Below are 13,074 nucleotides of genomic sequence, written 5' to 3'. Positions count from 1 at the left end.
TGATATGGGATATGGCATAACTCTGCGGGTGAGTGGAGATTACGCGCTATACACTCGTCCTGAAATGAAGGCGGAGCGAGTTAGTTATGATGTGATGACACCCTCAGCGGCTCGTGGGATTTTGGAAGCCATCTTGTGGAAACCTGCGATTAAATGGGTGGTCGACAAGATTACAGTATTGAACCAAATCGAATTTGAGTCCATACGTCGGAACGAGTTGGGATCCAAAGTCCCTCCGCGAAATGTAGCTAAGGCCATGGCTGGTGCGGCCATTGATCTGCATCAGTATACGACTCCCGACCGACAGCAGCGTGCGTCGCTTATTTTGAAGAATGTCGATTATCTGATCGACGCACATTTTGTTATGGTTCCGCAGAAAGCGGGAGAGTCGGATACACAGGAAAAATTCTATAATATGTTTCTGAGACGAGCTCGGGGAGGACAATGCTTTCACAATCCTTATCTGGGTTGTCGCGAATTTGCGGCAAAGTTCAAGCTGGTGGAGCATGGGGAAGAACGACCGGAAAGTTATTATGCTGAAGAAGCGAAGATCGACCTGGGCTGGATGCTATGGGACATTAAGTATGGGGAAGAGGTATTGAAGAGAAAATCCGTTTATACCTATGAACCGAAATTTTTTCGAGCTTGTATGCGTCACGGTATCATTGAAGTTCCAGATGAGGTAAGCCTATGATATTGCAAGCGTTATGCGGGTATTACGACCGGATGGTAGGGGATGATTCGGCGGAGATTGCCAATCCGGGTTATGCGGTGACTCCTGTATCGAAGTGCCTTGTGATTGATCATGAAGGAAATTTGCTGCAGGTTATAGACCAGACAGTGGAGCGTGAATTCATAGACAAGAAGGGGAAAAAGGAAATTAAGCTTTTCCCACTACGTGTTATCACGCCGCAGCAACCGAAACGAAGCGGCAGCCGGCCGCAACCTGCTTTTCTGTGCGAAAACGCCAATTTTATTTTTGGGATATATCCTGATCCGGCAGGGGCAAAGTACCGTTTTGAAGCCAGTGGAGCTTTGCATGAGGAAATTCTTAGTCATGTGGATGATGATGGGGCAAGGGCAGTGGTATCATTTTTCCGCAAACGCAAGCCTGGCTCTGTCGAGTATGGTGAAGTGGATACCTCAGGTTTAAATGATGGAGGCAACATTGTATTTATGCTTCTGGGTGAAGTGGATTATGTTCATAACCGGCCCAAAATCAAGGAGGCATGGGATGCTTACAGACTGGGTAAACAAGAACATGCTTCAGTCGGGCAGTGTTTGGTAACTGGGGAAAGAGGATCGATCGCACGCATTCATGGCAATCTGGATGGCTTTGGACAGGACAAGCCGACATTAGTAGGCTTTAATCAAGACAGCTTCGTCTCTTATCGTAAGGAGAAGGGGGAGAATGCTCCTGTATCGGAAACAGCGGCTTTTAAATATGTAACGGCGCTTAATATGATGATTGGAGACCGAAGACATAGCCAAAATATTCATGGAGAGAAAGTATTGTTTTGGGCGGAAAAGTCGCTACCGGTGGAGGAAAACGCGATTGCCTTGCTAATGGGCGGCGTAACCTCGGAGCCTGAAATCCAGAAAGATGAAGTAACCAGCCGCAGGTTGGCATCAGTGATGGGGCATTTGTATAAGGGTACCCGTCCCGAAGAGTTGGATTTGGATGTGAACACACGAATGTTCGTCTTGGGTATCTCCACCAATAAAACGCGTGTTGTTATCCGTCACTTCTACGTAAATACCGTTGGCATAATAATTGAGCGCCTGCAGCAGCACCATGTGGATGTATACGTGGAAGGACCGGATTGGGAGCCGGAGCATCCTTCCTTAGCCAAGATATTAATTGAGACGGCAGTTCGCAGGGAAAGCAAAAACGTGCCGGCCCCCTATCAGGGATCCTTAATGCGAAGTATTGTTAACGATACTCTTTATCCGAATAGTCTGTTTATGGCAATGCTTGGCCGTATTCGGGCAGAAGCGGGAGCAGATGCCCAAGCGGCAATCAATCGGACCAGAATCGGCGTTATTAAAGGTTGTTTGAATCGACTAGCCCGCCAATCAGGTGAAAAGGAGTGGATCGGAGTGAATCTGGAAGAGACGCAAGAAACACAATCACAAACACTTGCTTATACGTTAGGGCGTATTTTTGCCATTCTGAATCAAGCACAGTATGAGGCATTATCCAAGGTTAATGCTTCGATTGTAGACAAATATTTAAATACGGCTCTGGCAAGCCCTCAGCAGGTTTTTCCTATATTGCTTTCCCATGCGAAAAATCATTTTTCCAAACTCGCAAAAGCCAAAAGGTATTATACACAGCAATTACTGCGTGAAGTAATGCTTGCAGTTCCGCCGACAGGTTTTCCGCCTACCCTCAATGCCAAAGAGCAAGGACAGTTCATGGTTGGGTTTTATCATCAACAGCAAACCTTCTTCAAAAAAAAGGGAACAGTTGTAGAAGAAACGGATTCAGATGGTGCGGAGACGCAGGTTGAAATGCAAGCTGAAAATTAAAATTAACATGATCTCAAAGAGGAGGCAATAAAATGAGTGAACTATTGGCTAATCGTTATGAATTTGTTCTGTACTATGATGTGGAGAACGGCAATCCAAACGGTGATCCGGATGCCGGTAACATGCCGCGCATTGATCCCCAGACAGGCCATGGCATCGTCACAGATGTCAGCTTGAAGCGCAAAGTACGCAACTATGTGCAGTATGCCCGTGAAGGGGAAGAAGGATTTGATATTTACGTCAGCGAGGGCGCTGTTCTGAATAATAAGCAGAAAGAGGCCTATGAAGCCACGGGGCTTACGACAAAAGATAACAAGGATGATAAAATGACGGCTCAGGCATATATGTGCCAACGTTTTTTTGACGTTCGGACATTTGGGGCAGTTATGGATACAGGAGATTTTAAATGCGGACAGGTGCGAGGGCCTGTTCAATTGTGCTTCTCCAAAAGCGAAGATCCTATTCTTCCACAAGAGGTTACAATTACGCGTATGGCCTCTACAACGGAAAAAGAAAATGCTTCGGAGAATCGGACGATGGGGAGAAAATATATAGTGCCCTATGCGTTGTACAGAGTAGAAGGGTTCATCTCCGCCAAGTTTGCGCAGAAAACAGGGTTCACGGAGGACGATCTCAACCTATTCTTTGAAGCATTAAAGTTGATGTTTGACCATGATCATTCGGCAGCGCGAGGTAAGATGTCGGCACGTAAACTCTTTGTATTCAAACATGAATCTGAGCTGGGCAATGCTCCGGCAGCTGCACTTTTTGATCTAATCGAAGCAAGGTTGCAGGACAAAAGCGCACCACCAAGAGGATTCAAACAGTATGAAATATCTGTGGACAAAGAAAACGTGCCTGTCGGAGTCGAATTGATTGAGATGTTATAGAAATCTGCAAGGAACATGCTGCTCTCGGAGGGAGCGTGTGGATTACAAGTACATCTATTTGCTGTGCTAAATAACTAAAAATCGGTTAATAAACAGGCGTGAACACGGGGGATTTTAAATGCGGACAAGTTCGGGGACCGATCCAGTTATGTTTTTCGAGCATGAGCGTTTAGCAACACTTTCCTGTTTGTCATACCCTCATTAACCTCAGTGCTCCTTCGGCTCTGGCTGTCTCGTCACGCAGGAATTTCAGTCGAGCCTCGTACTCCATTCGCGTCTGAGCGTCCTGACTGAGGAATTTCAGGATCGTCATTGCTACGAATACGCGGCGATAGACTAGCTGCCTTGACCTCATTGGGTATGGACGCCGAATCGGTTCACCTGGCCATTCCAAAAAGCCTTGCGTGATATAAAACTATTAAAATTCCACGATTCTACTAGAGTATTTGTCCAAGCCGCCTTCCTTTTATAGTCATAGAATACAATATCTCAAATAAAGGGAGGCAGAAATACCATGGCAAAAACAATGCGTGTAAAAAACTACAGTCAAATAGTTAGAAAGGCTCCAAGAAAAGTTAAGGCAAAGGGTAGAGTGAAAATCAAATGCTTCGGGAGCACTCCTTACTATGGTCAAAGTCAGAACTTTTATGATACAAACACACAGCCAGTGACTTCGCAACCTTTTGTAGGGCCGTCCTTACAACAACGGATGTACGGATGGGCTCTCGCAAGTACACCGGTAACCGTTACTCTGGATAGCACAGCTTTTCAAGGCCGTATCATTAGTGTTGATGGTAATGGATTCGAAGCTACTGTAACTACCCCACTTACCTCTGGCCTTACTGCAGGCTCTATCGTTTATGTTAACTTCGCTCAGGTTAACGCAGTGTCTGCTTAAGTCATACCAAAAAAACAGGGAAGCTCGTTTATTTCGAGCTCCCTGTTTTTTTTGCATGTATAGGGAAGGAAGGGACGATGGAAGCGAAGATGATTTTAGATGTATTCTCCAGTCGTAAGTAAGTTGTTGGTTACTTGACATCAAATCCATTAAAAATCTCCAGCATTCTGATAAAATGTTCAAGCTGATCCTCGTTCCATGTAGAAATGCGCTCAAAATAGGCGACTTCTTTTTCTTTCATGGCGTCCTTCACTTTTTGCCGCCCAAGCTCTGTGAGAGATAGTTGGATTCCTCGACGATCATCGGGGGAGGATTCTCTTTTCACATATCCCAGAAGCTCCAACTGCTTGACGAGACGGCTAACGGAGCTGCGATCCATAGCCGTGGATTCTGCCAATGCAGAGGCGCTTGTAGGGCCATATGAATAAAGCCAGCGGACAATATGGAACGCAGCAGGCTGGAGGGAAGAATCAAACCGAGCAGCAGTTTTTACGTTTAGCGCATGAGATGAAGTAATCAGGGCATTGAGTTGTTCACCGAGCTTCAGCTCCAACTGTGCTCTTCGCATATTTTTGTGTGGGTCGTCATTCATTTTTTTCACCTTGCCTCATAGATCAATGAATTGAATATAGTTGACTTATGTCAATTTTATAATGATGTTTGTCACAAGTCAAAACTGATTATGGTGATACCCTGCGTCCAAGCTTGTAAAAATTCAAGCCGGGTGGGAATAAGGTCAACCGCTCGGCCATCTCTACAACTCCGGTTAATGGCTTCTCAAATGCTGTATAGTCAAACCATTCTTCGATATGGTAAATTCCTTGAGGAAGCTCCGCAGCATAGAGCTTTGTCGCAACAACCGCTGCCGCAGCAGCGGTGGCATCCGCCTCATGCGAGCCGCGGAGAAAGCATTCCGCCAAAGCAGGCTTGTTCTGCTTCCAGCCGCGAGCTTCAACTTTGACGGCATAAATCGGTTTTCCGATCTGGATGGAGGACAGAAGATTCATCATAAGCTCCCGTACCCTCGGAACGTTAAGCAGGCGGAGGGCCCTAGCCCGCTTCAGCGCGGCAATTCCCTTCGTAACCCATTCACTATCGAAGCATAACCGTGTAGCTACGCTTGATTGCAGCGTACGCTGCAAAATATGCTGATCCGCAAAATTAAAGCGGTAGGCGGTTCTTGTTCCCATATCGCTGCCAAAGTCTGTTGCTCTTCCGTCCGTGAAACTCACTCTTTCAACAGTCTCTCCCTGCTCCAAAGTACTGAAGTTCTGACGGAGATTATCGACGGTCCATTCAATCGCTGCTCTGCCATGAGAATCTCCGAGGCCTAGCATGATCGAAATATGGATCTCATCAACCTTATCTAACTGACGGCTCGCTTGCAGTGCCAACAGGTTAGTTAATCCAGGCGCTAATCCAACGCTGAGTACAGCAGTAGCTCCCTGAGAGCCGTTCGTTGGACGAAGCTGTTCAACCTTCGATAAGAAGCTATAGTCAGCCGAGATATCTGTGTAATGAATCCCTTGTTGCAGACAGACTTGCACGAAATCTGTATTTTGCTGGTCCAGGCACATGACGGCTACTTTGAAAGAAGACAAGATGTCAGGAGTTATTGCTTTGTTTATATCGATCTGCATAGGGAGAACCTTGCCCTCTGTGTCAAAAGTGAATGCTTCCGCCTTTTACAAGCTTCTGCCTGCAGCATATACCTTCCCAGGATAACGCTCGGCAAGTCTTCTACATATTTTGCTTCCCACATGGCCGTAGCCACCAATCACAAGAATCGAATCACGCATTATTTCTCTCTCCTTATTTCAGAACGAATAGGCCGCCGATGCATGCGACCGGCAAAGATACATACCAGAATGGCTAATAGATAAGTCCAAGCGCGCGTCCCCGTTGTTCCTTAGGTAACAGGAGAGTAATAAGCGCAATATCGGTCACTTGAAACATGGAGGATATGTTTAGTACCTAAACTTAAATTGCAAAAAAATTATTCGTTCAATATTTCGCTGAATTTTGTGACGCATTTTTCAAAGATCGCGATTTCTTCTTCTGTAAAAGCTGCCCGCAGCTTGTTGTAAAAGGCAAGATGCATTTCCTCATGAGCACGATAGGCGTCCATGCCGATATCCGTAAGGCTCAGGAGAATGCCTTTTGGAACATGGGGGTGAGGAGAGCGTTTGACAAGCTTCTTCTCCTGCAAACGGTCTATAATTTGTGTTACGGCACCCTTTGTAACCCCCAGACGGTCAGCAAGTTCTCTCATCAAGACCCCGCCGTCACAGCCAATCGCATCGATCGTATGAATTTCGCTAGGAGTTAAGGCACCCGCTGCACCGAAAACGCGAGGCGCGCTCTCCAGCTTGCGCAGTTGCAGAATAAGTCGGCCCAGCCGAAGGCTGGCCTCATTTGATGTGTTAGATGGTTGGGGAATCGGATTGTTTTTTTTCATGCCATAAGTTTAGTATCTAAACATCTAGATTGTCAATACTTAAACGAAACAGTTTTCAATAACGAACGTATTGAACAGTGTTGAATACGTTCAAAATAACATATGAACGAACTTAGGAGGCAACGAAATGGCGGCACACGAGATTGATTATACGATTATGGGTGAAGAAATGCAGTGTGTGGAGATTCAGCTTGATCCCGGTGAAAGCGTCATTGCCGAGGCGGGCAGCTTCATGATGATGGATCAGGAAATCCGCATGGAGACTGTGTTTGGGGATGGAAGCTCCAGCCAGGGCGGGGGATTGATGGGCAAGCTAATGGGCGCCGGCCGCCGGGTGCTTACTGGGGAAAGTCTGTTCATGACCGTGTTCACCCATGCAGGCGGCTCTGGACAGCGGTCTGTAACCTTTGCCTCACCGTATCCAGGGAAAATCATCCCGCTCGACCTGGTTCAATATGGCGGTAAAATTATCTGTCAGAAGGATTCCTTTCTCTGTGCGGCCAAAGGCGTCTCGGTAGGTATTGAATTTCAGCGAAAGCTGGGAGCCGGCTTCTTTGGCGGCGAGGGCTTTATTATGCAGAAGCTGGAGGGCGACGGGCTTGCCTTCGTGCATGCAGGCGGTTATGTGATGGAGAAAACACTGCAGCCTGGAGAAATGCTCCGGCTGGATACCGGCTGCCTTGTCGCGATGACTTCCTCGGTGGATTACGATATTGAGATGGTGAAAGGGGTCAAGTCGGCGCTGTTTGGCGGTGAGGGGCTGTTCTTCGCCACGCTGCGCGGTCCGGGCAAGGTATGGGTGCAATCCTTGCCGTTCAGCAGGATGGCAGACCGTATTCTTTCCGCCGCCGGCGGATCGGGCCGCAAGGAAGAAGGCAGCATCCTCGGAGGCCTGGGCAATCTGCTGGACGGCAGATAAATAACATCACCATAATATGCGTTTTATCTATTCACTGTTGTATTATTAGGTCAGCCGGAAACTTCTGGTTGGCCTATTTGGGCTATGTTTGAGATAGGGGGATGCACGGAGTATCTCACAACATACAATAAAAGTAACCCAGTTCAAGGAGCTATTGGCCCCCGCTTCTGCATGTAAAAAATTCATAGATTACTCACATTGGAAACGCTATAATTACATATAATTACATGGTTTGATGGAGGATCGCGATGAAAAAAGGGGTTATGTTTTACAAAATTTTTATTCCGATTCTGGTTTTGGGCATTGGATTGGTCACCAGCTTTGAAATATATATTTACTATCATACGATGAATTCCGTCGTCGATCGGGTGGCCGACAGCAAGGAAAGTTATATTACCCAGATTAAAAATAACCTGGAGCAAAAAATCCAGACGATTGAATATGCCTTCAACACGTTCAGCACCACCCCATTTTTTAACGAGGTGGTAGCAAACCCTATAACTGAAAAGGACTTTGTCGCCTACCGGAATATCAACTCACAACTGAACTATATTGCTTCGATGGGGCTGGAGGGAGCGACCTACACGCTGATCAGCCTGGATCAGAAATGGCAGGTATCGAACGGAAGCCTGTCCCACCTGGAGCAAGATGACCTGAACCGATTATACGAGGACTACATAAATAAACAGGATCAGAGCTTGTTCTGGATCAGGACGGATACGGGTATTCGTTTTGTCAATACGCTGCCGGTGTTCTCAAAGAAGAAACAAGCGATCGCCTTATCGGATATCTCTTTGGGGACGCTGAATCGCATGATTAAGACCGGGGAACAACCAGCCGTCTTGATTGTCAACAAGCAGGGCGATCTGATGTATGAAACCGATCCGGGAGCAAGTTTATTGACAGATGCTCAACGGCGTTCGATCTCCAGGACAGTCGCCACACAGCAGGATACGGGCATGTTTTCCCTGGATCGGCCTGACGATGCCCCGTTGAAGGTGCTGTATGCCAAATCTGCTTATAACAATTGGACATATATCACCCTGCTAGACCAGAAAGAAGTGAACGATGCCCTAAAAATGACCCGGTTTGGACTCATCACAATGGGTCTGCTGCTGATTCTGTTGATCGCGGTGGTGGCTTATGCGATTTCCATTTACTTTACCAAGCCGATTCTGCGCATCAAGCGCAGCCTGCCGGAAGGCCATCACCTCACGTCCAAGAACGAAATCGACTGGATTATCAACTCCATCGACTCGATTGTTACGGAAAAGAAAAGCTTGGAAACCCTGGTCCAGTCGGAGCTGCCCCAGTTGGAAACCCAGCTTGTGCTCAATCTGTTCCGCAACCGGGTCACGAAGGAGGAGCTGGAACGCAAGCTGCCCCGGTTCGGTTATGATATTTTGGGCAATCGGGTGTATGTTACGATGCTCGTCCAGCTCGATAACATCGGCAAGCGGGAGGCATCCGACAAGGATGTGCTGCTGTTGGCGGTGAACAAGGTGGTGGAGGAGGTTATTCCGGAGGAACGGAGGCTGCTTCCAATCATCTTGAATGATGACACCCAGGCGACCATTGTGGCATTCAGCGAAGCTAATGCGCAGGAGATTCGCAGAGAGGTGCTGGAGTATGCCAGCACAATGATCCGGACGGTAAAGGAGTATTTGCAATGCTCCATCAGCATCGGCATCAGTAAATCGTATGAGAACCTGCTGCTGAGTAAGGAAGCCTGTGAGATGAGCAAGCAGGCTTTGCACCACCGCCTGAATCTGGGCAAAGAGTCGATTATATTTTACGAGGACATTACCAAGGTCGTCTCGGGTCCGGTGCTGCTGCATTATCCTGCCCAACTGGAAACACAGCTGTTTGACGCGATTCGTCTCGGAGATGAGGGACAGGTTGCGCGCGCGCTGTACCCGCTGCTCGCTGAATTGATGAAGCACAACAAAAATGCGGTCCATCTGGAGGTTATGCTTGTACGGCTGGTGAATAATCTGATCCAACTGGAGCAGGTGCTCGGTATTGAAGTGTTGATGACCCATGATAATCATGCTCTGTATCAGCGGGTACTGAGTATCCGTAATCCCGAAGAGGTGGAGCGGTTGCTGGTTGAGCAGGTCATTTTCCCGATGGTGCGCAGTATGAAGGAGAAGACCAACCAGCAGTTCCGCTCCCTGTCCGAGAAGATTGCTGCTATCGTGCGGGCTGAATATGACCGGGAGCTGTCGCTTGAAATGATCGGGGACCGGCTGCATTATAACCCCAACTACCTGAGCAGTATTTTCAAAAAAGAATTTGGCACAACCTTCAGTGATTATCTGATGAATTATCGGCTGGATATGGCGAAGAAATGGCTGATCGACACAGACATGACCATTAAGGAGATCGCCGAACGGCTCCAGTACCAGAATCCGCAGAACTTTATTCGCTCTTTCCGCAAGAAGGAGAATGTCACGCCCGGAGCCTACCGGAAAATGAAGCAGGCCAATTAAGGACAGCAAAGAAGAAGCCTCTCGCTTCTGCAGAAATGTGCGGGAGCGAAGACTTCTTTTTCGTGTTCAGCATCGGAAATGATAAATGTCTTACCCTTTAACCGCCCCCAGCAGTGCGCCTTTCGTGAAATGCTTCTGCACAAAAGGATAAGCGATCAGCATCGGAACGGTTGCAACTACGATGACCGCCATTTTAATGGTTTGGGCAGGCGGAATGACATCCACGGACGTTCCTTCGGCCTGCATGCCGCTGGAGACGATGACGATTTGGCGCAGCAGGATTTGGATTGGCCATTTGTTGGAATCGTTCAGATAAAGGATGGCATTCATATAAGTGTTCCAGTACGTAACGCCATAAAACAAGGAAATCGTAGCAATAGACGGCAGCGCCAGCGGCAGCATAATTTTCAGGAATACGCCAAAGTCTGTTGCCCCGTCCATCTTGGCCGATTCCTCCAGACTGTCGGGTAGTGCCTGAAAGAAGTTCCGCATAATAATCATGTTGAAGGCGTTGATGGCGACCGGAAGAATAAGCGACCAGTAGGAGTCGATCAAGCCGAGGCTTTTGACCACCAGAAAGGTCGGGATCATGCCGCCGCTGAACAGCATCGAGAATACGACAAGAAAGTTGATGAAATTTCTGCCCAGAAGATATTTTCTGGACAATCCGTAGGCCATAAAAGCAGTCAGCACCATACTTACGAATGTGCCCACCAGCGTCACCCCAACGGATACACCCAAGCCTTTGAAAATGGTCGGCGTGGACAGGATATACCTGTAAGCATCCAATGAAAACGTGGTGGGGAAAAGAATGAACCTCTTGGCCACTACCTCCTGGGTTGAAGCGAAGGAACTGGCGATTACATTTACAAAAGGCAGGAGACAGGTCAGGCCGATGAGAATCAGCAATGTACTGTTTACCGCCGTAAAAATGCGGCTGCCCACGGTCTGTTTCTTTCTGAGTCGTTGTGCCATGCGTTATCCTCCCTGAATTCGTTTACATGTAGACTTTAGCAGGCGAGTCCGGTTACGTACATAATCAGCTTGTGAGGTGTTGCCAGACTGGTGAACGGCCGCCCTGGAGTGCCCGATAATCATGAGATGATAAAGTAATCATCAGCTGAGGTAAGAGGGGTAAAAAGCCGCGTTGCTACAGTATTTTGTAAACGCTATCAATTGATGATTATATACGGAATGCGGAAAAGAACATACGCTGGAAGACGTAAACGGATCGTCTAAAGGAGGTTGCCAAGTGAAGGCTTCAACAGCTGCAGCAGTGGATGTGAAAATGGAAAAGAAGAAACAAACGGCCAGTCATCTCGGAAGTATCCGAAGAAACAAGATTCTGTACCTGATGGTGTTGCCGGGGCTGCTGTATTTTATCATCTTCAAGTATTTTCCCATGGGCGGACTGATCATTGCGTTTCAGGATTACCAACCCTTTCTAGGTATTATGGGCAGCCCGTGGGTCGGATTAAAGCATTTTATCCGATTGTTCACAGAGCCCACCTTTTTTATGCTTTTAAGCAATACGCTGATTTTGTTCGTACTGAACATTGTCATCTTTTTTCCGTTGCCGATCATTTTGTCCCTGATGTTGAACGAGGTGAAGAACAGGTACTTCAAGACAGCCGTGCAAACGGTTATCTATATTCCGCATTTTATGTCCTGGGTCATCATCGTCTCCATCTCCTACGTGTTCCTGACCGTGGATGGGGGCGTGCTCAACGAACTGATCGCCAGCCTGGGGGGAGAGAAGATCAGCTTCCTCACTTCACCAGAGTGGCTGCGGTCGGTCTATATCGGCCAGATCATCTGGAAGGAGCTGGGCTGGTCCACGATCATCTATCTTGCTGCCATCACCGTTGTGGATACACAGTTATATGAAGCGGCCGAAATGGACGGAGCGGGACGGCTCAGAAAAACCTGGCATGTCACGCTGCCGGCGATCCGGCCAGTCATCATTACACTGCTGATCCTGAAGATCGGCAGCACACTGGATCTCGGGTTTGAGCATATGTACCTGCTGCTGAACTCGCTGAACCGGGAGGTTGCCGAAATTTTTGATACGTACATCTACACGGCAGGGCTGAAGAATGGTCAACTGAGCTTCAGTACGACGGTAGGTTTGTTCAAAGGAGTCGTAGGTTTGGTCCTGGTGGTCTTATCCAATAAGCTCGCGAAGAAATTCGGAGAAGACGGCGTTTATTAATCAGGATGGGAAGGATGCGCGATGATACAGTTTGTGGAAAGCGTGAACCAATGGTGCATGCGTTTGCTGCGGCTGGTGTATTTGAATCTGTTATGGACAATGGCTGTTATTCTGGGCCTGGGGGTGTTCAGTATCGGGCCCGCGACCGCCGCGATGCTGAGTATTCAGAGGCAGTGGATCCGTGGCAACGAGGATGCGGCCATTTTCCCCGCGTTTGTCCGTTATTTCAAAGAGAATTTCAAAGAGGGCGTGCTGATCGGAGTCATATACAGCCTTGTCGGATACGTGCTGTATGTTGATTTGATGTTCGTCACCTCCTGGTATGTGCGTGTGGTGGTGCTGGTTGGCGTATTTCTGTACATGATTTCGCTGGCGTATATATTTCCGCTGCTTGTCCATTACGATTGGAAGGGCATCGGGTTAAAAATCCGGATGTCGTTCGTGATCGGCTTCTCCCATCTGCAGTACACGCTTGTGCTGTTTGTGGCGCTGGTCGTATCCGGTGGATTAATCCTGCGTTTTTATCCAGGAATTCTGACCTTTGCCGGAGCCAGCCTGATGGGCTATCTCGTCATGTGGATGACTCATCAGGTATTCACCCGGATAGAACGGGAGGCAACAGCGGAGGAGGAAGATATAGCTGTATCCGTCTCACAATAAAACATAAAAAGGG

Annotated in this window: 12 protein-coding genes; 8 read left to right on the top strand and 4 right to left on the bottom strand. The window is 47.9% G+C overall.

Annotation, left to right across the window (positions count from 1 at the left end; genetic code table 11):
- The first annotated feature begins 4 nt into the window (after nucleotides 1-4).
- The 4 genes from cas5c to OIN60_RS13825 all read left to right on the top strand — a co-directional run bounded on the left by cas5c (nucleotide 5) and on the right by OIN60_RS13825 (nucleotide 4,320).
- Nucleotides 5-694, top strand: coding sequence for a type I-C CRISPR-associated protein Cas5c (gene cas5c, locus OIN60_RS13840; RefSeq protein WP_305755426.1), 690 nt, complete (start codon nucleotides 5-7; stop codon nucleotides 692-694).
- Nucleotides 691-2,532, top strand: a complete 1,842-nt coding sequence (gene cas8c, locus OIN60_RS13835; RefSeq protein WP_305755425.1) for a type I-C CRISPR-associated protein Cas8c/Csd1 — start codon at nucleotides 691-693, stop codon at nucleotides 2,530-2,532. The genes cas5c and cas8c overlap by 4 nt, the downstream gene beginning before the upstream one ends.
- A gap of 32 nt (nucleotides 2,533-2,564) precedes the next feature.
- Entirely contained in the window at nucleotides 2,565-3,422 is an 858-nt protein-coding gene (gene cas7c / locus OIN60_RS13830) for a type I-C CRISPR-associated protein Cas7/Csd2 (protein WP_305755424.1), read from the top strand.
- A 514-nt stretch (nucleotides 3,423-3,936) separates the two neighbouring features.
- Nucleotides 3,937-4,320, top strand: a complete 384-nt coding sequence (locus OIN60_RS13825; protein WP_305755423.1) for a hypothetical protein — start codon at nucleotides 3,937-3,939, stop codon at nucleotides 4,318-4,320.
- Between the two features lie 130 nt (nucleotides 4,321-4,450).
- On the opposite strand, the gene OIN60_RS13820 is transcribed toward OIN60_RS13825, so the two are convergent.
- The 3 genes from OIN60_RS13820 to OIN60_RS13810 all read right to left on the bottom strand — a co-directional run bounded on the left by OIN60_RS13820 (nucleotide 4,451) and on the right by OIN60_RS13810 (nucleotide 6,778).
- Nucleotides 4,451-4,912 carry a MarR family winged helix-turn-helix transcriptional regulator gene (locus OIN60_RS13820; protein ID WP_305755563.1) on the bottom strand — a complete coding sequence of 154 codons (462 nt, stop codon included), beginning with the start codon at nucleotides 4,910-4,912 and terminating at the stop codon, nucleotides 4,451-4,453.
- 88 nt (nucleotides 4,913-5,000) lie between these two features.
- Complete coding sequence (locus tag OIN60_RS13815) at nucleotides 5,001-5,960, bottom strand: saccharopine dehydrogenase family protein (RefSeq protein ID WP_305755422.1); 960 nt, start codon at nucleotides 5,958-5,960, stop codon at nucleotides 5,001-5,003.
- A gap of 356 nt (nucleotides 5,961-6,316) precedes the next feature.
- On the bottom strand, nucleotides 6,317-6,778 hold the full coding sequence (locus OIN60_RS13810; RefSeq protein WP_305755421.1) for a MarR family winged helix-turn-helix transcriptional regulator: 462 nt from the start codon (nucleotides 6,776-6,778) through the stop codon (nucleotides 6,317-6,319).
- A gap of 127 nt (nucleotides 6,779-6,905) precedes the next feature.
- Here OIN60_RS13810 and OIN60_RS13805 point away from each other — a divergent pair, with 127 nt between their 5' ends.
- Both OIN60_RS13805 and OIN60_RS13800 read left to right on the top strand, forming a co-directional pair.
- Nucleotides 6,906-7,697 carry a TIGR00266 family protein gene (locus tag OIN60_RS13805; protein WP_305755420.1) on the top strand — a complete coding sequence of 264 codons (792 nt, stop codon included), beginning with the start codon at nucleotides 6,906-6,908 and terminating at the stop codon, nucleotides 7,695-7,697.
- Nucleotides 7,698-7,945: 248 nt separating this feature from the next.
- Nucleotides 7,946-10,189, top strand: coding sequence for a helix-turn-helix domain-containing protein (locus tag OIN60_RS13800; RefSeq protein ID WP_305755419.1), 2,244 nt, complete (start codon nucleotides 7,946-7,948; stop codon nucleotides 10,187-10,189).
- Between the two features lie 90 nt (nucleotides 10,190-10,279).
- Here OIN60_RS13800 and OIN60_RS13795 read toward each other — a convergent pair whose 3' ends face one another.
- Nucleotides 10,280-11,164, bottom strand: a complete 885-nt coding sequence (locus OIN60_RS13795) for a carbohydrate ABC transporter permease (protein ID WP_305755418.1) — start codon at nucleotides 11,162-11,164, stop codon at nucleotides 10,280-10,282.
- A 313-nt stretch (nucleotides 11,165-11,477) separates the two neighbouring features.
- On the opposite strand from OIN60_RS13795, the gene OIN60_RS13790 reads away from it, so the two are divergent.
- On the top strand, nucleotides 11,478-12,401 hold the full coding sequence (locus tag OIN60_RS13790) for an ABC transporter permease (protein WP_305755562.1): 924 nt from the start codon (nucleotides 11,478-11,480) through the stop codon (nucleotides 12,399-12,401).
- Nucleotides 12,402-12,422: 21 nt separating this feature from the next.
- The gene (locus OIN60_RS13785) at nucleotides 12,423-13,061 is read left to right on the top strand and encodes a YesL family protein (protein ID WP_305755417.1); all 639 of its coding nucleotides are present in this window, start codon (nucleotides 12,423-12,425) and stop codon (nucleotides 13,059-13,061) included.
- Nucleotides 13,062-13,074 lie beyond the last annotated feature (13 nt).

The sequence above is a fragment of the Paenibacillus zeirhizosphaerae genome (assembly GCF_030705605.1).
Classification (GTDB): Bacteria; Bacillota; Bacilli; order Paenibacillales; family Paenibacillaceae; genus Paenibacillus; species Paenibacillus zeirhizosphaerae.
Note: the sequence above shows the minus strand (reverse complement) of the source record. Positions and strands in the feature narration are given on the sequence as shown.

Bases quoted from the DNA above. Each gene is read 5' to 3' on its own strand.
- OIN60_RS13795 (WP_305755418.1), bottom strand. From the start codon at position 11,164: ATGGCACAACGACTCAGAAAGAAACAGACCGTGGGCAGCCGCATTTTT.
- cas7c (WP_305755424.1), top strand. From the start codon at position 2,565: ATGAGTGAACTATTGGCTAATCGTTATGAATTTGTTCTGTACTATGAT.
- OIN60_RS13810 (WP_305755421.1), bottom strand. From the start codon at position 6,778: ATGAAAAAAAACAATCCGATTCCCCAACCATCTAACACATCAAATGAG.
- OIN60_RS13820 (WP_305755563.1), bottom strand. From the start codon at position 4,912: ATGAATGACGACCCACACAAAAATATGCGAAGAGCACAGTTGGAGCTG.
- OIN60_RS13805 (WP_305755420.1), top strand. From the start codon at position 6,906: ATGGCGGCACACGAGATTGATTATACGATTATGGGTGAAGAAATGCAG.
- cas8c (WP_305755425.1), top strand. From the start codon at position 691: ATGATATTGCAAGCGTTATGCGGGTATTACGACCGGATGGTAGGGGAT.
- OIN60_RS13815 (WP_305755422.1), bottom strand. From the start codon at position 5,960: ATGCAGATCGATATAAACAAAGCAATAACTCCTGACATCTTGTCTTCT.
- cas5c (WP_305755426.1), top strand. From the start codon at position 5: ATGGGATATGGCATAACTCTGCGGGTGAGTGGAGATTACGCGCTATAC.
- OIN60_RS13825 (WP_305755423.1), top strand. From the start codon at position 3,937: ATGGCAAAAACAATGCGTGTAAAAAACTACAGTCAAATAGTTAGAAAG.
- OIN60_RS13785 (WP_305755417.1), top strand. From the start codon at position 12,423: ATGATACAGTTTGTGGAAAGCGTGAACCAATGGTGCATGCGTTTGCTG.
- OIN60_RS13790 (WP_305755562.1), top strand. From the start codon at position 11,478: ATGGAAAAGAAGAAACAAACGGCCAGTCATCTCGGAAGTATCCGAAGA.
- OIN60_RS13800 (WP_305755419.1), top strand. From the start codon at position 7,946: ATGAAAAAAGGGGTTATGTTTTACAAAATTTTTATTCCGATTCTGGTT.